This window comes from Cryobacterium ruanii, from assembly GCF_004404055.1.
Classification (GTDB): Bacteria; Actinomycetota; Actinomycetes; order Actinomycetales; family Microbacteriaceae; genus Cryobacterium; species Cryobacterium ruanii.
The window spans coordinates 225,741-245,455 of sequence record NZ_SOHK01000012.1 but is presented as its reverse complement, the minus strand read 5'-3'; the positions used below and the strand labels follow the sequence as shown (position 1 = coordinate 245,455).

The 19,715-nt window shown below is 66.8% G+C and carries 12 protein-coding genes, 1 tRNA gene and 1 other RNA gene; 1 reads left to right on the top strand and 13 read right to left on the bottom strand.

Annotation, left to right across the window (positions count from 1 at the left end; genetic code table 11):
* Positions 1-3 precede the first annotated feature (3 nt).
* From E3T47_RS08350 to ffs, 10 genes are all read right to left on the bottom strand, one after another.
* Positions 4-1,653, bottom strand: coding sequence for a PAS domain-containing sensor histidine kinase (locus tag E3T47_RS08350; protein WP_134555606.1), 1,650 nt, complete (start codon positions 1,651-1,653; stop codon positions 4-6).
* The gene (locus tag E3T47_RS08345) at positions 1,650-4,013 is read right to left on the bottom strand and encodes a putative bifunctional diguanylate cyclase/phosphodiesterase (RefSeq protein ID WP_134555605.1); all 2,364 of its coding nucleotides are present in this window, start codon (positions 4,011-4,013) and stop codon (positions 1,650-1,652) included. The genes E3T47_RS08350 and E3T47_RS08345 overlap by 4 nt, the downstream gene beginning before the upstream one ends.
* A gap of 173 nt (positions 4,014-4,186) precedes the next feature.
* Positions 4,187-5,257, bottom strand: a complete 1,071-nt coding sequence (locus E3T47_RS08340) for an aspartate-semialdehyde dehydrogenase (RefSeq protein WP_134555604.1) — start codon at positions 5,255-5,257, stop codon at positions 4,187-4,189.
* Between the two features lie 139 nt (positions 5,258-5,396).
* Positions 5,397-6,674, bottom strand: a complete 1,278-nt coding sequence (locus tag E3T47_RS08335) for an aspartate kinase (RefSeq protein ID WP_134555603.1) — start codon at positions 6,672-6,674, stop codon at positions 5,397-5,399.
* Positions 6,675-6,835: 161 nt separating this feature from the next.
* Positions 6,836-7,435 carry a recombination mediator RecR gene (recR, locus tag E3T47_RS08330; protein WP_092448250.1) on the bottom strand — a complete coding sequence of 200 codons (600 nt, stop codon included), beginning with the start codon at positions 7,433-7,435 and terminating at the stop codon, positions 6,836-6,838.
* Positions 7,436-7,438: 3 nt separating this feature from the next.
* Positions 7,439-10,096 carry a DNA polymerase III subunit gamma and tau gene (locus E3T47_RS08325; RefSeq protein WP_134555602.1) on the bottom strand — a complete coding sequence of 886 codons (2,658 nt, stop codon included), beginning with the start codon at positions 10,094-10,096 and terminating at the stop codon, positions 7,439-7,441.
* A gap of 107 nt (positions 10,097-10,203) precedes the next feature.
* A complete protein-coding gene (locus E3T47_RS08320) occupies positions 10,204-11,454 on the bottom strand; it encodes an acetate/propionate family kinase (protein WP_134555601.1) in 1,251 nt (416 codons plus the stop codon).
* Positions 11,451-13,661, bottom strand: coding sequence for a phosphate acetyltransferase (gene pta / locus E3T47_RS08315; RefSeq protein WP_134555600.1), 2,211 nt, complete (start codon positions 13,659-13,661; stop codon positions 11,451-11,453). Before pta ends, E3T47_RS08320 begins: the two co-directional genes overlap by 4 nt.
* Before the next feature lie 53 nt (positions 13,662-13,714).
* Positions 13,715-16,180 carry a phosphoketolase family protein gene (locus E3T47_RS08310; protein ID WP_134555599.1) on the bottom strand — a complete coding sequence of 822 codons (2,466 nt, stop codon included), beginning with the start codon at positions 16,178-16,180 and terminating at the stop codon, positions 13,715-13,717.
* A gap of 285 nt (positions 16,181-16,465) precedes the next feature.
* An RNA gene (ffs, locus tag E3T47_RS08305) (signal recognition particle sRNA small type) lies at positions 16,466-16,562 on the bottom strand.
* A gap of 120 nt (positions 16,563-16,682) precedes the next feature.
* Here ffs and E3T47_RS08300 point away from each other — a divergent pair.
* Positions 16,683-16,770: transfer RNA gene (locus tag E3T47_RS08300), tRNA-Ser, on the top strand.
* Positions 16,771-16,951: 181 nt separating this feature from the next.
* Here E3T47_RS08300 and E3T47_RS08295 read toward each other — a convergent pair.
* The 3 genes from E3T47_RS08295 to E3T47_RS08285 form a co-directional block, all read right to left on the bottom strand.
* Positions 16,952-17,464 carry a mycothiol transferase gene (locus E3T47_RS08295; protein ID WP_134555598.1) on the bottom strand — a complete coding sequence of 171 codons (513 nt, stop codon included), beginning with the start codon at positions 17,462-17,464 and terminating at the stop codon, positions 16,952-16,954.
* A 185-nt stretch (positions 17,465-17,649) separates the two neighbouring features.
* Positions 17,650-18,831 (bottom strand): sulfate/molybdate ABC transporter ATP-binding protein, encoded by a 1,182-nt coding sequence (locus tag E3T47_RS08290; protein WP_134555597.1) that lies wholly within the window; start codon positions 18,829-18,831, stop codon positions 17,650-17,652.
* A 46-nt stretch (positions 18,832-18,877) separates the two neighbouring features.
* Positions 18,878-19,660, bottom strand: a complete 783-nt coding sequence (locus tag E3T47_RS08285; RefSeq protein ID WP_134555596.1) for an ABC transporter permease — start codon at positions 19,658-19,660, stop codon at positions 18,878-18,880.
* Between the last annotated feature and the right edge of the window lie 55 nt (positions 19,661-19,715).

Sequence of the window (19,715 nt, the reverse complement as noted above, 5' to 3'; positions counted from 1 at the left end):
CGCCTACCCCTTGTGGCCGTTCATGATGTGCGGAAGAGTCGCAGTCGCGGTGGCGCCCTTGCCGGGAGCCGATTCGAGCGTCAGATCGCCGCCGTGCCGGCGGCAGATGTCACGGCTGATGCTCAGGCCGAGGCCGGTGCCGTGAATGCTCGATCCGCGCACCGAATCAGCGCGATAGTACCGATCGAACAGGTTCAGCTGCTCACCGGAGGTCATTCCCCGACCGGTGTCGGTCACCTTCAACTGCACCTGGGCGAGCGAATCGACCACACTCACCTCGATGCGCCCGCCCGCAATGTTGTATTTGATGGCGTTGGAGAACAGGTTGTCGATCACCTGGCGCAGGCGGAAGGCATCCGCTCGTAGTGGTACCGGGGGAAGTGCCGGCAGCACAAAGGTGATGTCACGCTCGGCCGCGACCGGCCGGAGGGATTCGACGGCCTCGGTGACGATGACCGACAGGTCGCACGGTGCCAGCGTAATCGCGAGCTCGTGCTTGGTGTCGGCCGCCGTGGTGAGCAGATCGGCGACCAGGGCCAGCAACCGGTCGGAGTTCTTCGACGCGACCTCGAGCATGCTCCGGGTCGACTGGTCGAGGGTGTCGTCATCGAGGGCCAGCTCGAGGTAGCCCATGATCGACGTGAGCGGGGTGCGCAATTCATGCGAAACGGATGCGACGAGATCGTCACGCGCCTTGATCGCGCGCAGTTCGGCGGTGACGTCGCGCGCCACCATGACTCCACCGTCATAGTTGTCGTTCTCGTCGAAGATAGGCCGGGCGGAGATGAGCACGGCGGCCTGCTGTTTGCCCTGTTCCCCCACCCAGATGGTAGTGCGGTCGACGGTTTCGCCGCGCATCGCCCGCCGGAACGGCCGATCCTCTTCGGCATACGGCGTGACCTGGTCTTCGTGGTAGACGACGATGGAGGAGAACTGGCCGTCTTTCACGCCGAAGCGGGAGAGCATCTCCCGCTGGGCACGGTTCATGAAGCTCGGCTTAGCCTCACGGTCGAAGCCGACGACACCGAAGTCCACCGTGTTGAAAATCTCGTCGAGGGTACGTTCCTCGCGGCGGGAACGGCGCAGGGCACCCTCGAACAAGACGGACTGCTGGGTGAGCAGCACCCGCTGCGCCGCAGCACGCTTCGTGGTCGTGTAGGTCGTGGCGGCGACGAAGGCCAGCACGATGGGGATGATCGCCAACCGCGGAATCTCCCCTTCAGCCACAGGACCGGTGCGCACGAAGACGGCCGTCCAGAGCAGCACTGAGGCGAAGATCAGGCCGCCGATCGCGCCCCGGCCGCCGAAGTGCATTGACAACCAGATGATGGGAAAGACGAGCAGAAACGTCGTACCGAGTAGTGGCTCGCCCTCCCGGGCGATCACCAAACCGATCAGGTCGACGATCGGCAGGACGATGATCCATTTCTTGTCGAGGTGCCGCCAGGGCACCCCGGCCGCAACCGCCGTGGCAAGAAAAATTATGAGGATGCCGGCAAGAAACAGCTGGTTGGTGAAGAGGTGCGAGTCGAGCCAACCCGACACGGCCACCAGCAGCAGGGTCGACGAGCCGACTAGCAGCTGGGACTGAAAAACGGATCGTTCGATGAGATAACGGCGTGCGCGGTCTGGTCGCGGGCGGCGCTGCATCATGAGAACGTCACCGCGGCCGTTGGGGCGGGCAGTACTGCTCTCGCCCCGAATTCGTCAAGCCGGTCGACGGTCTCCGTGAATCCCTGCGGCACGCCGAAGTGAAACCCCTGGGCGCTGCGAATGCCGAGGCGGGCCAGCTGCCCGGCCATCTCTTCGTTCTCGACGCCCTCGACGATCATCGAGTACTCGAGATTGTCGCCGAAATTCTGCAGCGCGGTGAGCACCTCGCGTTGGCGAATGTCGCCGAGGTCGTCGACGAGGCTGCGGTCGATCTTGAGGATGTCCATGGGCACCCGAACGAGCGAATCGACCGAGGAATCCTCGGAGCCGTAGTCATCGAGGGCGATGAGGATACCGAGGTCACGCAGGCGGTTGGCCTGTACCCGAATCTGAACCGAGACCTGCACAGCTGACCGCTCGTTTAATTCGAGACAGAGGGAGATCTCGGAATATTGCAGGTTGAGTTCTTCGAAGAATCCGCCCAGTCGTTCTTGGGAAATTTGCTCAGCATCCACGTTGATGGCCATACAGACGATGGCTGGTTCGACCAGCCGGAATTCGGCCGCAGCGAGCATCGCCTTCGTCGCGATCTGCCGAGTGAGCAGGTCGAAACGCCCGATGCTCTTGGCCTTCTGCACGAGATCGGGCGGCGCGATGGCTCCGAATTTGGGGTCGACGTAGCGCAGCAGGGCTTCAAAGGCCCAGATCTTGCCGGTGACCAGGCTGACGATCGGCTGAAAGGCCAGATCGAGTTCGTTGTCGTCGATGACTCGCGCCACGGTCGCGTTGAACTGCGACGAACGGTGCCCCGTTACGTGGATGCTGTTGGCCGCGTCGGGGGTGCTACGACGGCGTGCCTTCTTGACGGCAAGCATGCTCTGGTCGGCGTCGAGAACCAGCTCCGCAACATCTGTTTCGACCATGGCCGAGAAGGCGAGGCCGATGCTGAGTCGAGGAGTGATGGTGAGTTCACCGATAGACACGGGCAGGGTCGCGGCGGCCAAAATGATTTCGGCCAAATCGGCGGCCTCCGCTATCGCCGTCAACCGGGTGAGGACGATCACGAATTCGTCACCGCCGACGCGGGCGACCACGTCGTGGGGGCGCACTGCCTGGCGCATGCGCTGACCGACGACCTGCAGCACCACATCGCCGACCTGGTGCCCGTGCGTGTCGTTGAGTCGTTTGAACTCATCGAGGTCGATGAACAACACGGCGATCGCCTCGGCATCGCTGCGGTTGCCGTTGATGGTGTCGAGCGCTTCCTGGAAGGCACCGTAGTTGGGCAGGCCGGTGAGTGGATCGGTGTTGGCCTTAATCGTGAGTCCGGCCACATTCTGCCGGGCTTGCACGGCCAGCTCGGCGGTGGTGGCGAGGGCTTGCAGTGCTCGCTGGTCGAGAGAGGAGAACGCGCCGTCCATCGGGTCGCGGCGGGCCACGAGAAACCGCAGCTCTCCGGGAGTGAACGTGACGGGCACCCCGATGGCGCCTGGCTCGGCGGGACCGGCCTGCACGGCGATGGACTGAACGCCGACGGCGCTGGCGGCCGCGTTGCAGAGCGATTCCGCGAGGCTCTCCACGCTTCGAGTGGTGCTCAGAATGCTGCTGCCGTCCACGAGGCCGATCAGGCGACGCCGACTGTCCCACATGGAGCGTAAGACGATAACGACCAGCGCCACCGTGAAACTGCCAAGCAGCGTGCCGATGGAGGTTTCCAGAGGGGTACGGCCGTCGCCGGGCGTGGGCAGACCGATCAGCGCCCACTGCGCGGAGAACATGGTCAATACCGCGACACTGGCCAGCAATGCGCCGACGCGCACGGGCGAGAGGAGAGGGCGTCCGCCCCGCTCGGCGGGGGCGTCGATCAGGCGCAGGCGCAGCACTTCGAGCGCCAGCACGAAGACCACATACCCGATGGATGACGCAGCGACGGCTGGCAGCATTGCCACACCGGTGCGGGTCAGCAGCAAGTCGATCAGGAAGTAGACCGTGCAGCCGGCACCCGCGAGGCCCGCGCTGTAGACCGAGACGCTGATGCGGCGGGACTCTACCAACAGGGCCACCAGGATTCCGAACATGACGACGCCGACGATGGCCTCGCTCGGAAGAATCGGAGCCAACGCCGGAACGGCCAGGACCGACACGCTGATAGTCGGCGTGCGATGCGGTACGCTGCCCACTCGAACCCAGGCCATTTCGAGCGCGGCCACACACAGAGCCCCGACAAGCGCGGGGGCGATCCTGGTGCCCGGGTCAGCGAGAACGAGGGCGACTGCCCCGGAAATGATCACGAGGCCCACGGCCGCGAACACGCCGAAGGAGACGCGCTGCAGCACGCCCGACACCCCACTTCGGCTCACGCGGTCAAAGCCTACGCGAATTGCACCGGAATGAGGCTCTGCGGGCAAGTTTTTGGTGACGGGGTTTGTGCTCGTGGCCCCGAGTTTAGGGCCTCCTGAAATTTGGACGGGGCCCGGGCCACGTGCGCCCTGGGGGGTGGCGCGTGACCTGGGCCCAGGACCCAGGACTCGGTTCAGGCTACGACCAGGTCGGTGGCGACGAGTTCGGCGATCTGCACGGCGTTCAGTGCGGCACCCTTGCGCAGGTTGTCGTTACTGATGAAGAGGGCGAGACCGCGGCCATCCGCTACGCCTTCGTCCTGCCGGATGCGACCGACGAAACTGGCATCCCGACCGGCCGCTTGCAACGGTGTCGGAATGTCGGTCAGCTCGACGCCGGGCGCGGTTTTCAATAATTCTTCGGCGCGGGCGACGCTGATCGGCTGGGCGAACTCGACGTTGATCGAGAGGGAGTGGCCGGTGAACACGGGCACGCGCACGCAGGTTCCACTGACCAGCAGCTCGGGCAGACCGAGGATCTTACGGCTCTCGTTGCGCAGCTTCTTCTCTTCGTCGGTTTCGAACTGGCCGTCGTCGACGATGGAACCGGCCAGCGGAATCACGTCGAACGCGATCGGTCGGGCGTAGATGGTGGGTTCCGGCAGCGTCACGGCGCTGCCGTCGTGCACGAGCTGGAACAGGTTCGCGTCTTGCGCGGCGATGCGCACCTGGCTGGCCAGCTCGAACGCACCGGCTAGGCCGCTGCCGGAAACGGCCTGGTAGGTGCTGACGATGAGCCGTTTGAGACCGGCCTCGTCGTGCAGAACCTTGAGCACGGGCATCGCGGCCATGGTAGTGCAGTTCGGGTTCGCGATGATGCCCTTGACGGCCTGCTTGATGGCTTCGGGGTTGACCTCGCTGACGACGAGGGGAACGTCCGGGTCCATGCGCCAGCCACTCGAGTTGTCGACGACGAGTACGCCGGCCGCAGCGAAGCGCGGGGCCTGGGCCTTGGACAGGGTGGCACCGGCCGAGAAGATGGCCACGTCGAGCCCGGTCGGGTCGGCGACCGAGGCGTCTTCGACCGTGATCTGCTCGCCCTTGAAGGTCAGCGTGGTGCCGGCTGAGCGGGCCGAGGCGAAGAAGCGAATGCTCTTGACCGGAAAGTCGCGCTCCTCGAGCAGACGACGCACGACGGCGCCGACCTGTCCGGTGGCTCCGACGACGCCGATGTTGATGCCGGCCGTGCTTGCTGAGGTGGTCACGTGTGTTTCCTAACGTCTTCTGGGGCTGCCCCTGGTGTCTATTTCAGGGAAATCGGGCGATGTTGCCGATATTTCGGCCGTAGAGCGGATGCTGGCGTTGGATTTTCTGAATTCACCACCGGAGTCGAGGCGGGGTGGGTTAGCGGCCGGAGCCGCCGTGCACGACGGCTTCGATCTCACCGTCGAGCCCGAACGCCGTGTGCACCACACGAAGGGCTTCGTCAATGGTGTCGGCGCGGGTGACGACCGAGATGCGGATCTCGCTCGTGGAGATCATTTCGATGTTGATTCCGGCCTCGTAGAGCGCCTCGAACAGTTTCGCCGAGACGCCGGTGTTGGTGCGCATACCGCCGCCGACCAGGGCGAGCTTGGCGATCTGGTCGTCATACTGCAGGCCGGCGAATCCGATGCGGTCGCGCTCGTTGGTCAGGGCCGTGAGCACCTGCTGGCCCTCGGACTTGGGCAGGGTAAAGGAGATGTCGGTGAGGCCGGTCGCGGCGGCCGACACGTTCTGCACGATCATGTCGACGTTGGCATTCGTCTTCGCGACGATCTTGAAAATGAGTGCGGCCTTGCCGGGAATGTCGGGGACGCCAACGACGGTGACCTTCGCCTCACTCAGGTCAGCGGCGATTCCGGCGATGATTGGTTCTTCCACAGTTTCTCCATTTTCTCGCGCGGTCGCGGCGTTGTACACGATGGTGCCCGTGTTGTTGTTGAACGAGGAGCGCACATGCAGCGTCACGCCGTGGCGACGGGCATATTCCACAGCACGAATATATAGGACCTTGGCCCCCGCAGCGGCGAGTTCGAGCATCTCTTCGCTCGTGACACGCTCGAGTTTGCGGGCGCGGGGAACGACGCGCGGATCCGCGGTGAAGATGCCATCGACATCCGTGTAGATTTCGCAGATGTCGGCGCCGAGGGCGGCGGCGAGGGCCACGGCGGTGGTGTCGGAGCCGCCGCGACCGAGGGTGGTGATGTCCTTGGTGTCGCGGTTGAAACCCTGGAAGCCGGCGACGATCGCGACGGCGCCTTCGTCGAGGGCCGAGCGGATGCGCCCCGGCGTGACGTCGACGATGCGCGCGGAGCCGTGGCGGGCATCCGTGATCATGCCTGCCTGGCTGCCGGTGAACGATCGGGCGTCGTAGCCGAGGCTCTTGATGGCCATCGCAAGCAACGCCATTGAGATGCGTTCGCCGGCGGTGAGCAGCATGTCCAGCTCGCGGGGGGCGGGCAGCGGGGTCACCTGGTGGGCGAGGTCGAGCAGTTCGTCGGTGCTGTCGCCCATCGCGGAGACGGCCACGACGACCTCGTTGCCGGCCTTGCGGGTATCGACGATGCGCTTGGCAACCCGCTTGATACTTTCGGCATCGGCGACGGATGACCCGCCGAACTTCTGCACGATCAAGCTCATGTGACTCCTGAGATGGGGGTGTGCGGTCCTGGGGTGCGCGCCGCGTCCAAGTTCCCATCCTAAATGCTGTGCTCGGGGGTGGGCGCCATGTGACGCCGCGTTGTCCGACTGGCGCCTGACCGAACCCGTGAGCGGGCGCAAGAGGGGGGGTGGAGGAGGAGCTAGTGGGTGACCTCGCGGCGACCCTCGAAAGCACGGCCGAGGGTGACCTCGTCGGCATATTCGAGGTCGCCGCCAACGGGCAGCCCGGAGGCGAGGCGGGTGACCTTGATCTCAAGCGTGGTGAGCAGGCGGGACAGGTAGGTGGCGGTCGCCTCCCCCTCGAGGTTCGGGTCGGTCGCGATGATGACCTCCTGCACGGTGTTGTCGGCGAGGCGCTGCATCAGCTGTCGGATGCGCAGGTCGTCGGGGCCGACGCCGTCGATGGGGCTGATGGCACCGCCGAGCACGTGGTAGAGGCCCTTGAACTCGCGGGTGCGTTCGATCGCCACGACGTCCTTGGCCTCTTCGACCACACAGATCGAGGTGGGATTTCGGCGCGGATCGCGGCAGATCAGGCACGTCGGCTGCTCAGACACGTTGCCGCAGATGTCGCAGAACCGCACCTTGTCGCGCACCTCGAGCAGCACATTGGCGAGCCGGGTCACGTCGAATTTTTCGGTCTGCAGAATGTGGAATGCGATGCGCTGCGCCGACTTCGGGCCGATGCCGGGAAGCTGGCCGAGTTCGTCGATCAGTTCCTGAACGATGCCTTCATACATGGTCTAGTAGTCGTTTCTTGTTCGGGGCGCCGCGGTGTACGGCTGTTCTTCGATGAAGGTGGCGCCGAGGATCTCACGCACGACGGCCTCGCCGTAGCGCTGCTTCTCGGCGAAGGATGGCGGCCGCGACGGACCTTTCGTGCTGCCGCGCTGGCCGGAAGCGTTCGGATGTTGGCGCTGGGTCGACGCGTTCGGATGCTGGCGCTGGGTCGGCGCGTTCGGTTGGGCTGAGTTCGGTTGGGCTGAGTTCGGCTGGCCTGAGTTCGGCTGGGCGGCGGTCGACTGACCCGCACCCCGTGGCTGTCGGCCGGGTATTGTTCCCGCCGGCACAGCGGATTCCTCTGCGTGCGCAGCGTAGTCCGGCACGCGTTCGTCGGCGGGTGCGTCCATCTCGGGCGGCACGTCGTCGTCGAAGGGCGGTGGTACGTCGTCGAACGGAGGCTCATCGTCGTTCCCTGGCGCGTTGGGTGGCGTGGACGCTGGGGCGGTCGAAGGCGCGGCGGTTGAAAGCGCGGCGGTCGAAAGCAATGACCTCGAGGGGGACAGCACCGACGACGACTCGACCGTTGGCGACGGAACCGAAACCTCGGCAGCGTTCGATTGCGGTGCTGCGGGAACGGCGGGCGTCGGGAAATCCGCCGTGTCTTCGGCTAGGACGGGAACGGCCGGACCGTTCGGTGAGCCGGGAATGGCCACGGTGGCCCATCCGCTGGTCGACGCAGCCACGGGTGAGGCGCCGCCGGCGCCACCAACCGACCCTGATTCGCGCGCGACTGCGGCCTGATTCGTCGCCGTGGGTGCAACGACCGTCGGCGCGGGTGCGCTCGGTACGGTCGCTCCTGTCGGCGCGGTCGCCGCGGGCGGAACAGGCGGAACAGGCGGAACAAGTGAGACTACTGCGGGGGCCGCTGGCCCAGGCTCCGCAACGACGGTCGTCGAGTCGGTCGAGGATGCACTGGCCGAGGAGACCTCGCGGCCAGCTTCGACCCGCGCGATGAACTTGACCCGGAGGCCGAGCACGGCGACGATCGCGGTGCGCAAAAAATCGCTCGTTCCCATTCCGGGCACTTTTTGCTGCTTGAAGCTCTCGACGTCGGCCTGGCTCGGGAACGAAAGCGCGAGCACATCGCCGTTGAGGCCGAGCACGTGCGCGGTGTAGACGACGAGCCACGCCGTTGTCTTCTCGGTCTTGACGGCTTCGAGAATCTCCGGCCAGGCGTCTTTCAGCTGCTGCAGGGAGACCGGGGCTCCGGGCACCACGGCCGGGCGAGCGGCCGACGTGGACGTAGCGGAGCCTGCGGACGATGGCTGGCCCGCGGACCCAGCCTGCGTTGCCGGGATGGCGGGCTCGACCAATAAAGAGGGTGAAGGCGCGGAGGTCGCTGGCGCTGCAGAACGCGCGGCGGGCGCACCCGCAGAACTCGCGGAGCCCGTGGAACCCGCAAAATCAGCAAAGCCCGCGGAAGCATCAGCAACAGGCACCGCCGAAACGCCGTCGACCCCGATGCGGCGCTCGAGGCGTTCGACCCGGGCGAGGGCGCCGCGCGTCGTGTCGTCGGTCGCGGGTATCAGGGCGCGTGCGATCATGAGCTCGAGGTGCAGGCGCGGCGAGGTGGCCCCGCTCATCTCGGTGAGCGCGGCATTCAGAATGTCGGCGGTGCGTGAGAGTTCGGCCGGACCGAACGCGGCGGCCTGCACGTTCATGCGCTCGAGTTCGTCTTGCGGAACACCGCGGAGCACGGCCGCGGCCCCCGCCACGCTCGTGGCCGCGACGATGATGAGGTCGCGCAGGCGCTCGAGCAGGTCTTCGACGAAGCGGCGCGGGTCTTGCCCGGTCTGAATGACCCGGTCTACCGCATCGAATGCGGCGGCGGAATCGCGGGCACCGATGGCGTCGACGGCCTCATCGAGCAGGGACGCGCTCGTGTAGCCGAGCAGCGCGACGGCGCGCTCGTACTCGACGGACTGGCCGTCAGACCCAGCCATGAGCTGGTCGAGCAGTGACAGGGTGTCGCGCGGCGAGCCGCCACCGGCACGCACGACGAGCGGCAGCACGCCGGGGGCCACGACCATCTTCTCGGTGTCGCACATTTGCTGCACGTATTCGAGCATCGGCCCCGGCGGCACCAGCCGGAACGGATAGTGATGGGTACGCGAGCGGATGGTGCCGATCACCTTCTCGGGTTCGGTGGTCGCGAAGATGAACTTCACGTGTTCCGGGGGCTCTTCGACGATCTTCAGCAGCGCGTTGAAGCCCTGCGGCGTGACCATGTGCGCCTCGTCAAGGATGAAGATCTTGTAGCGGTCGCGGGCCGGGGCGAAGATGGCGCGCTCGCGAATGTCACGGGCGTCGTCGACACCGTTGTGGCTGGCCGCGTCGATCTCGACGACGTCGAGGGAACCGCCGCCGTCACGGGCCAGTTCGACACAACTCGGGCAAACGCCGCACGGGGTGTCGGTTGGCCCCTCGGCACAGTTGAGGCAGCGGGCCAGGATGCGCGCCGAAGTGGTCTTGCCGCAGCCGCGCGGTCCGCTGAACAGATAGGCGTGATTCACCCGGTTGGTGCGAAGCGCCGTCATCAGCGGATCGGTCACTTGGGACTGGCCGATCATCTCGGCAAAGGTCTCTGGCCGATAGCGGCGATACAGGGCGGTAACCACGTTCTCAATGGTACTTGCCCGCACCGACACTCGCCCGCGCTCGCTCCGCTGAACTGTTCTGTGCCTGCGCGTAAATCCGGTCGATCCACGACAGGCCGTTGAACGAGCTAGAGCACGGTCGCCAGGGTCTGGCGGGCGATTTCCAGCTCCTCGTTGGTCGGAATCACCAGTACGGTGACCGCGGAGTCGTCGGCGCTGATGACGCGCGCGCCACGTTCGGCGGCAGCGTTGCGCTCGGGATCGATGCGGATACCCAGCGCCTCAAGCCCGGCGAGGGACCGCTCGCGCACGAGCGGCGCGTTCTCGCCGACACCGGCCGTGAACGCAATCACGTCGACCCGGCCGAGCTGCGCGTAGTACGCCCCGATATAGCCCTTGATTCGATGCACATACACGTCGATGGCCAGCTGTGAGGGCCCGTCACTGGCAATGGCGGCCTCCATGACATCGCGCAAGTCGCCGCGTCCGGTGAGGCCGAGCAGCCCGCTACCGCGGTTGAGCAGGGTGTCGAGGTCATCGAAGTCGAGTCCGGCCTTGCGGTGCAGGTGAAAAAGCACGCCGGGGTCGATGTCACCGGAGCGGGTGCCCATGACGAGCCCCTCCAGCGGCGTCATGCCCATGCTGGTCTCGACCGAACGGCCGCCGGCGACCGCGCAAACCGAGCCTCCGTTGCCGAGGTGCAGCACGATCTGGTTGAGCTCCGTCACCGGGCGCGCGAGAAAGTTGGCCGCCTCACGGGCCACGAAACCGTGGCTGGTGCCGTGAAACCCGTAGCGACGGATGCGAAACCGCTCGGCCAGGTCGGCATTGATCGCGTAGGTGAAGGCCTCGGGCGGCAGCGTCTGGTGGAACGCCGTGTCGAAAATGGCCACGTGAGGAACGTCGGCGAAGGCCTCGACCGCCGCGACGATGCCCTGCAGCGCGCCCGGATTGTGCAGCGGCGCGAGCCCCGACAGTTCGTCGATGTCGCGCTCGACCTGCGGAGTGACCACGGTCGGCTGGTGAAAACGCGCCCCGCCGTGCACGACGCGGTGCCCGACGGCGACGGGCTCGTGTACGGCGAGCGACGGCCCGTGGGTCGCGAAGGCTTCGAGCATCACGGCGAATCCGGCCGTATGGTCGGCGATGGGTAGCTCACGCTTCCATTTCTGGTCAGCGGATGCCGGAACGTGCGTCTCAAACACCGCCTCCGCCGCCGACGTGGTCGCCACAACCCCGGCGATGGAGTGCACGGAATTGCCGATGACCTCGCCGATGCGCTCCACCAGCCCGCTCGCCAGGGTCGTCTCGGTGTCCATCTCGATGAGCTGGTATTTGAACGAGCTCGAGCCGGAATTGACGACCAGAACAGCGGTCATCGGGTGGCGCCGGCCGGGGTCGCGTCGAGAGCCGGGACCGCGGCATCCGTCAGCCCGGCGGCCTGGATAGCGGTGATCGCGACGGTGTTCACGATGTCCTGCACGAGGGCGCCGCGCGAGAGGTCGTTGATCGCCTTGCGCAGGCCCTGCAGCACAGGGCCGATCGCAACGGCGCCGGCGCTGCGCTGCACCGCCTTGTAGGTGTTGTTGCCGGTGTTCAGGTCGGGAAAGATGAAGACGGTGGCGCGGCCAGCCACCCTGGAACCGGGCATCTTCGTGGCGGCGACCGCGGCATCCGCTGCTGCGTCGTACTGGATGGGGCCTTCGACCAGCAGGTCGGGACGCCGTTCGCGCACCAGGGCGGTGGCAGTGCGCACCTTTTCGACGTCGGCACCCTCGCCGGATGACCCGGTGGAGTACGACAGCATGGCGATGCGCGGCTCGATGCCGAACTGCACGGCCGTCGCTGCGGCCGAGATGGCGATGTCGGCGAGCTGCTCGCTGGTCGGCACCGGGATGACGGCGCAGTCGCCGTAGACGAGCACGCGATCGGCGAGGGCCATGAGGAACACGCTCGACACCACGCCGACGCCGACCTGCGTCTTGATGATCTCGAAGCTCGGTCGGATGGTGTGCGCTGTGGTGTGGGTGGCGCCGGAGACCATGCCGTCGGCGAGCCCGAGCTGCACCATCATGGTGCCGAAGTAGCTCACGTCGGTGACGGTCTCGTTGGCCTGCTCGAGCGTGATGCCCTTGTGCGAGCGCAGCTGCATGTACTCCTGGGCGAATTTGAGGCGCAGCAGGTCGTCGTAGGGGCTCACAACGTGGGCTTTGGAGATGTCGAGGCCGAGGCCGATGGCGCGCGAACGCACCTCGAACTCCTCACCGAGAATGGTCAGCTCGACCACATCGCGGGCCAGCAGGGTGGCGGCGGCACGCAGAACGCGGTCGTCCTCACCCTCGGGCAGCACGATGTGCTTGCGGTTCTGCCTGGCCCGTTCGAGCAGCGCGTACTCGAACATGAGCGGCGTGACGACCGTGGCCCGACTCACATCGAGCCGGTCGAGCAAAGCGGATGCATCCACGTGCGTTTCGAACAGAGCCAGCGCGGTGTCATGCTTGCGCTGCGAGTCGGCGGCGAGTCGCCCCCGGGTGCGGGTGATGCGCATGGTCGTGTCGTACGAGCCAAGCGACGTCCTGATGATCGGCAGCGACGGCGCGAGACCCTCCATCAGCCGCTGGATCGCGTCGGGCAACTCGAAACCACCGTTGAGCACGATGCCGGCGATCGACGGGAACGTCGCTGAGGCGTTGGCGAGCAGCACGGCCAGCAGCACGTCTTCGCGGTCGCCGGGCACGACGACGACGGCGCCCTCGATGAGGCGCGGTAGCACGTTGACCATCGACATGGCGGCCACGACGACGCCGAGGGCCTCGCGTGCCAGCAGTGCAGGGTCGCCCTTGATCAGGGTGCCCTCGGTCGCCTCCATGATGCTCTGCATGCTCGGAGCGACGAGGTAAGGGTCTTCGGGAATGGCCCAGATCGGCACGCCGAACGCCCCGCCCGAGCGCGCCGGCTGCGCGTTGGTCGTGGCCCGCACCGAAGCGATGATCTCCGGCAGCACGTTCTCGTCGGCGCGGTTGACGATGATCGCCAAGATGGATGCGTGTTCGTCGCGCAGTTCCGCCAGCGCGACGTCGGTCTGCTGGCCGATGTCCGCAGCCGAACGGGCGTCGCTCTGGCCGAGGCGCTCCCCCTCGCCCGGGCCGACCCGTCCGCCGAGCACAAGCAGCACCGGGGCACCGAGGTTCGCAGCGATGCGGGCGTTGAAGGCGAGCTCGGTGGGGCTGCCGACGTCGGTGTAGTCGCTGCCGATGACGACGACCGTGTCGCACATGGCCTCGATCGCCTTGTAACGCGCAACGATGCGGGCCAGGGCGGCGTCCGGGTCGGTGTTGACGTCGTCGTAGCTGACACCGATGCTCTGCTCGTAGGTCTGCCCGTCCGTGGCCCCGGGGCCGGCATTGGCCTGCAGGTGGCGCAGCAGGAGATCGACGACATAGTCGGGTTCCGTCGCGGTGCGGGCGACCGGGCGGAACACGCCCACCCGCTCCACCAGGTGGGTGAGCGTGTCGAGCACGCCGAGCGCGATCGAGGATTTGCCGGTGTTACCTTCGGCGCTGGTGATATAGATGCTTCGAGCCACGATGTCCATTCAAACGCATTCGGGTTGGGAGAGTGTCGGGCGGGCCTCAGGCGCTAGACATTGTCGCTGCCGGTCTCGGCGGGGGCGGCATCCGTTTGAGACGACCAGGACCAGTCGGTCACTTCGGGCAGGTCTTCCCCGTGGTCGCGGGTGTACTGGCGTGCGGTGAGTCGGGCGTCCTGCATCCGCTGCCGGAGCAGGCCGGCACGGGCGGCGAGGCCGGGAGTGCGGTCGATGACGTCCATGACGAGGTGATACCGGTCGAGGTCGTTGAGCATGACCATGTCGAACGGCGTCGTCGTGGTGCCGATCTCTTTGTAGCCGCGGGCGTGCAGGTTCTCGTGGCCGTGGCGCTTGTAGGTGAGCCGATGGATCAGCCACGGATAGCCGTGATACGCGAAAATGATGGGCTTGTCGGGCGTGAAGACGGCGTCGAAGGCGCTGTCGCTCAGGCCGTGCGGGTGGTCGTCCGCGGACTGCAGGCGCATCAGGTCGACAACGTTCACGACGCGCACCTTGAGATCCGGCAGGCTTTCGCGCAGAATCTCGGCGGCAGCGAGCACCTCGAGGGTCGGCACGTCACCCGCAGCAGCGAGCACGACATCGGGCGCGAGGCCAGGCACCTCGGTGCCGGCCCAGTCGAAGATGCCCAGGCCCCGGGTGCAGTGCGCGACGGCCTGTTCCATGGTGAGCAGGTTCGGCGCCGACTGCTTGCCGGCCACGACGACGTTGACATAGTTGACGCTGCGCAGGCAGTGGTCGTAGGTGCTCAGCAGGGTGTTGGCGTCGAACGGCAGGTAGACCCGCACGACATCGGCGCTCTTGTTGACGACGTGGTCGATGAAACCGGGGTCCTGGTGGCTGAACCCGTTGTGGTCCTGCCGCCAGACGTGCGAGCTCAGCAGGTAGTTCAGGCTCGCGATCGGCGCCCGCCACGGGATCTCGGCGGTCACCTTGAGCCACTTGGCGTGCTGGTTGAACATCGAGTCGACGATGTGGATGAACGCTTCGTAGCAGTTGAACAGCCCGTGCCGCCCGGTGAGCAGGTAGCCCTCGAGCCAGCCCTGGCACTGGTGCTCGCTCAGCATCTCCATGACCCTGCCGGCCCGGGCGAGGTTGGTGTCGCCGGGCCTGATCTCGGCGTTCCACTGCTTGTCGGTCACCTCGTAGACCGGCGGGGCCAGCCGGTTGGAGGCGGTTTCATCCGGTCCGAAGATGCGAAAATTATCCGGGTTCAAGCGGATAACTTCGGCCAGGTAGCCGCCCAGCACTCGCGTGGCCTCGTTGACGGTTGCGCCCGGTTCGGGTACGTCTACGGCGAAATCGCGAAAATCAGGCAGGTGCAGGTCGCGGCGCAGGAGTCCGCCGTTGGCGATGGGGTTGGCACTCATGCGCAGGTTTCCCCGCGGGGCGAGGTTCGTGATCTGTTGCACGGGAGCACCCGCCGCGTCGAACAGGTCTGCGGGGCGGTAGGACAGCATCCACTCTTCGAGCAGGGCCGTGTGCGCCGGGGTGTCGCGGGCGTTCGCGAGCGGAACCTGATGGGCGCGCCAGGTGTTCTCGACCTGCACGCCGTCGATACGGGCGGGGCAGGTCCAGCCCTTAGGGGTACGGAGGATGATCATCGGCCAGCGCGGGCGGGCGAAGTCTTCGTTGTTTTTGTCGGCTTGGGCGGCCTTGAGTTTGATGTCGGCGATCTGGTTGAGCACCGCGTCGAGGGTCTCGGCCATGCGCGCGTGCACGAGCAGGGGGTCTTCGCCGTCGAACCCGCCGGAGACGATATAGGGAGTGTGACCGTAGCCGCGCATGAGATCGAGCAGCTCGTCTTCTGGGATGCGCGCGAGCACGGTGGGGTTGGCGATCTTGTACCCGTTGAGGTGCAGAATGGGCAGCACGACGCCGTCCTGCAGGGGGTCGATGAACTTATTCGAGTGCCAGCTGGTGGCGAGCGGGCCGGTTTCGGCCTCGCCGTCGCCGACCACCGCGGCCACGAGCAGGTTCGGGTTGTCGAACGCGGCCCCGTAGGCGTGACTGAGGGCATAACCGAGCTCGCCGCCCTCGTGGATGGATCCGGGCAGCTCGGGCGAGGCATGGCTGGGGATGCCGCCGGGAAAGGAGAACTGGCGGAACAGTTTCTGCACGCCGTCGGCGTTCTGCTCGATATCGGCGTAGACCTCGGTGTAGGTGCCGTCGAGGTAGGCGTTGGCGACCATGCCCGGACCGCCATGGCCGGGGCCGGTGATGTAGATGGTGTTCTGGCTGCGTTCCTGAATGGCTCGGTTGAGGTGCGCGTAGAGAAAGTTGAGGCCGGGCGTGGTGCCCCAGTGGCCGAGCAGGCGCGGCTTGACGTGGTCGCGGGTGAGGGGTTTTTTCAACAGAACGTTGTCCAGCAGGTAGATCTGGCCGACGGCGAGGTAGTTCGCGGCCCGCCACCAAGCATCGATGCTGTTCAGGGCCGCTGCACTGAGAGGTTCAGGCGCACGCAAAGGCCAGGTTATGGTGCCGGAATCGTCGATCATCGGTCCTCCGCGTCGTCGCTCGGCGACACAGCCGAGCTGCATCCATCCTATTGAGCCTCGGCGTCCATCCCAGTGCCAAAGGTCCCGACTCCCGCGTGTTCGGCTAAAGGGCGGCCAACGAATTCAGGACCTTTCCCGCGAGAGCGGGGATGCAAAAGACTCCTCACGCACCTCGGCAGACGAGCGCAGCCGCGGTTACCCCTGCGCGGCGTGGGTATGCAAAAGACTCCTCGCGCACCTCGGCAGACGAGCGCAGCCGCGGTTACCCTTGCGCGGCGTGGGTATGCAAAAGACTCCTCGCGCACCCGCCAGAGCTCGGTTACCCTTGCTACGTTTCCGTCCTGGGGGAATTGGCCAAGGTGGCGCCACACGAGGAGCCGACCCTCAGTTTAGGGTACGGCGCGGGGCGGCACCAACCGGGGCGGGCCGGGGAGGTGGCCGCAGCATCCGCTGGAAACAGGTAAGATTCTCGGGTGCCGTTGCTTCACCGTGACGGCGGCCAGGAGAATTCGCCTAGTGGCCTATGGCGCACGCTTGGAAAGCGTGTTGGGTGAAAGCCCTCGGGGGTTCGAATCCCCCATTCTCCGCCAACACGATCCACACCAGCACGCCGGGTGAAAGCACAACGCCAACTCGCGGAACTCAAATCCCCCACCCCCCGCCAACACGATCCACACCAGCACGCCGGGTGAAAGCACAACGCCAACTCGCGGAACTCAAATCCCCCACCCCCCGCCAACACGATTCAGACCAGCGTGTTCCCTGCTGCGGTCAGGCGCCGGCGCGATCGGCAAGACCGCGCACGAAAGCGGCCTGGCCGGCGTGCTGCAGGTCGTCGGAGAGCATACTCGCCAGTCGCGCGCCGACGGTGACCGCGGGCGTCCAGGACTCGTCGATGACCCGGTCGAGATCTGCGTCGGTCAGGGTGGCCAGGTAGGCGGCGGTCGCGGCGTGCACGGCATCGTAGTAGCCGCCGAGCAGCTCCGCGTCGGCTTGCACGGCCGCCACATCGGCGGAACTGTGCCCGTAGCCGGTGGCCGTCGGCCCGAACGGCAAGTCGAAACGGTCGGCCCAACCCTGGTTCGCGTACACCTGTTCGGCGCTGGCGAGATCGGCGAGGTGGTCGTCCTGCACGCGGGACAGATGCCAGGTGAGCCAGGCGATCGTGTTGGCGTCGGCATCCGCTCGAAAAGTGAGGGTAGCGACGCTGGCGTCTTTCAAGGCCCGGTGCACGGTGCCCTGAATGCGGGAGAACTCTTCGATGAGCAGTTCGGACGGGGTCATGGGTCTCCTTCGTTGATCTTTCACCGTACCCCGCCCGGGAAAGCCCTGCCCGTGGGAACCTGGTCGCCGGGCGAGTGGGCATACCAAACTGCCGACATCTGCGACTTGGGAGCCCGTTTCAGCCCGCGGCGCTCGAAATTCCGCAACTCTCCACGGTTGTGGTCGGGCCCGCCAGTGGGGCGGCGTCAGCGGCGGTACGCGCTCACCTCGGTGGCTTTGACCGACAGCCAGACGGTCGAGCCCAGCTGCAGGCCGAGGTCGGCGACCGCCGCGGGGGTGAGCTCAGCGATGATCTCGGGCTCGCCGCTCGTGCGCAGGCGCACTCCGCCGCTGCCCGGCTCGATGCCGGTCACCCGGGCCGACCAGACGTTTCGCGGGCTCGCATGGCGGGGTTGTTCCGTTTGCACGACAACGGATGCCGGGCGAAAGACGGCCGCGGCGGGCGCGGGACTGTTCGCGGAGCCCACGGCCTGGGTTGCGGAGAGCCCGGTCATATTCGCGAGGTGCGCGGGGGCCGGGGGCACGGGAGTGAGGTCACGGGCATCCGCTGGGCGCACCCAAAAAGTGCGACCGTCGGGGGCGACGATCGCACCGTTCTGCACGGTTCCAACCACGAGATTGACGCCGGCGAGTGCCGCGACGAACGGGTTGCGGGGGGCCGCGAGCACCGCCGCGGTCGTGCCCTCGTCGATGAGCGAGCCGTCGTGCAGCACGGCGACGCGATGCGCGAGCACGACCGCATCGACGATGTCGTGCGTGACGATGATCGCGCTCGTGCCGGTTTCGGCAAGCTGTTCGCGGATGAGCTGGCGCATGAACGGCGCCGTTTCGGCGTCGAGGGCGGCCATCGGTTCGTCGAGCAGCAGCACGCGAGGGCCGGCCGCGAGGGCTCGGGCGAGGGCGACGCGCTGCTGTTGTCCGCCGGAGAGGGCGCCGGGCAAGCTGCCGCCGAAACCGCTCAGGCCAACGCGGTCGAGCCAGCGGTCGGCCTCGGCGCGGGCCTCGGCGGCGTTCAGCCTCGGTGCGCCGACACGCAAAGCGAAAGCCACGTTGGCGCGGGCGCTCAAGTGTGGAAAGAGCAGGGGTTCCTGCCCGAGCAGACCGATCGCGCGTTTTTCGGGTGGCACGAATCGGCCTGGCGCGGTGAGCACGGCACCGTCGATGGTGACGGTGCCCGTATCGGGCACGGTGAGCCCGGCGAGCAGGTCGAGCACTGTTGACTTGCCCGAGCCGTTCGGACCCAGGAGGGCGAGCACCTCACCGGGCGCGAGCACGAACCGCACGTCGAGGGAGAACGAGCCGCGGGTCAGCTGCAGGTTCGCCTCGAGGAGGGCGTTGGCGGCGGATTTCCAGGGGGCGAGGGTCATGAAAATTTTACCCAGCGCAGGCAGTGGGCATCCGCTCGTGGCGCCGTCACGAGAGTACGCTCGCCCGGCGGGTTCCGACCAGCACGAGGATGATCACGGCGACCGCGATGAGCAGCAGAGACAGGGCGACGGCCTGGTCGGTCGTCACGCCCGACCCGTTGAAGGCGGTGTAGATGGCAAGGGGCATGGTGCGGGTGACTCCGGCCTGGTTGCCGGCGAAGAGAGCCGTCGCGCCGAATTCACCGAGGGCGCGGGCGAAGCTCAGCACGGTGCCGGCGAGCAGGCCGGGACCGACCAGCGGCAGCGTGATGCGCAAAAAGACGGTGCCGCGACCGGCGCCGAGGGTTGCGGCGACCCGTTCGTAGCGGATGCCCGCGGTGCGCAGCGCACCCTCGACGGCGATCACGAGGAACGGCAGGGCCACAAAAGTTTGCGCGATGACGACCGCGGCCGTCGTGAAGGGGATGCGCAGCCCGGCAAGTTCGAGGGTGTCGCCGAGTACGCCGCCGCGTCCGAGCAGGGAGAGCAGCGCGATGCCGCCGACGAGTGGCGGCAGCACGAGCGGCACGGTCACGAGCGCGCGCAGCAGGCCGGCCCCGCGCGGCCGTGACCGGGCGATGACGACGGCAAGCGGCACTCCGAGCAGCAGGCAGAACACGGTCGAGACGGATGCCGTCGCGAGCGACAGCCCTAGCGGCTGCAGCGCCTCGGGCGAAAGAAGCAGGGCGGGCAGGGCGAGCCAGTCGACCCTGAGCAGGAGTCCGGCGAGCGGCAGCACGAGCAAAGCGAGGCCGATGCTCGCGGGCAGGTAGAGCAGGCGCGGAATCATGCGCGGTCGCTCCTGACCGCTGTGCACGCGAGCGCGCCCCGGGTCCAGGTCGTTT

Bases quoted from the DNA above. Each gene is read 5' to 3' on its own strand.
- E3T47_RS08350 (WP_134555606.1), bottom strand. From the start codon at position 1,653: ATGATGCAGCGCCGCCCGCGACCAGACCGCGCACGCCGTTATCTCATC.
- E3T47_RS08335 (WP_134555603.1), bottom strand. From the start codon at position 6,674: ATGAGCTTGATCGTGCAGAAGTTCGGCGGGTCATCCGTCGCCGATGCC.
- recR (WP_092448250.1), bottom strand. From the start codon at position 7,435: ATGTATGAAGGCATCGTTCAGGAACTGATCGACGAACTCGGCCAGCTT.
- E3T47_RS08320 (WP_134555601.1), bottom strand. From the start codon at position 11,454: ATGACCGCTGTTCTGGTCGTCAATTCCGGCTCGAGCTCGTTCAAATAC.
- E3T47_RS08310 (WP_134555599.1), bottom strand. From the start codon at position 16,180: ATGATCGACGATTCCGGCACCATAACCTGGCCTTTGCGTGCGCCTGAA.
- E3T47_RS08295 (WP_134555598.1), bottom strand. From the start codon at position 17,464: ATGACCCCGTCCGAACTGCTCATCGAAGAGTTCTCCCGCATTCAGGGC.
- E3T47_RS08290 (WP_134555597.1), bottom strand. From the start codon at position 18,831: ATGACCCTCGCCCCCTGGAAATCCGCCGCCAACGCCCTCCTCGAGGCG.
- E3T47_RS08285 (WP_134555596.1), bottom strand. From the start codon at position 19,660: ATGATTCCGCGCCTGCTCTACCTGCCCGCGAGCATCGGCCTCGCTTTG.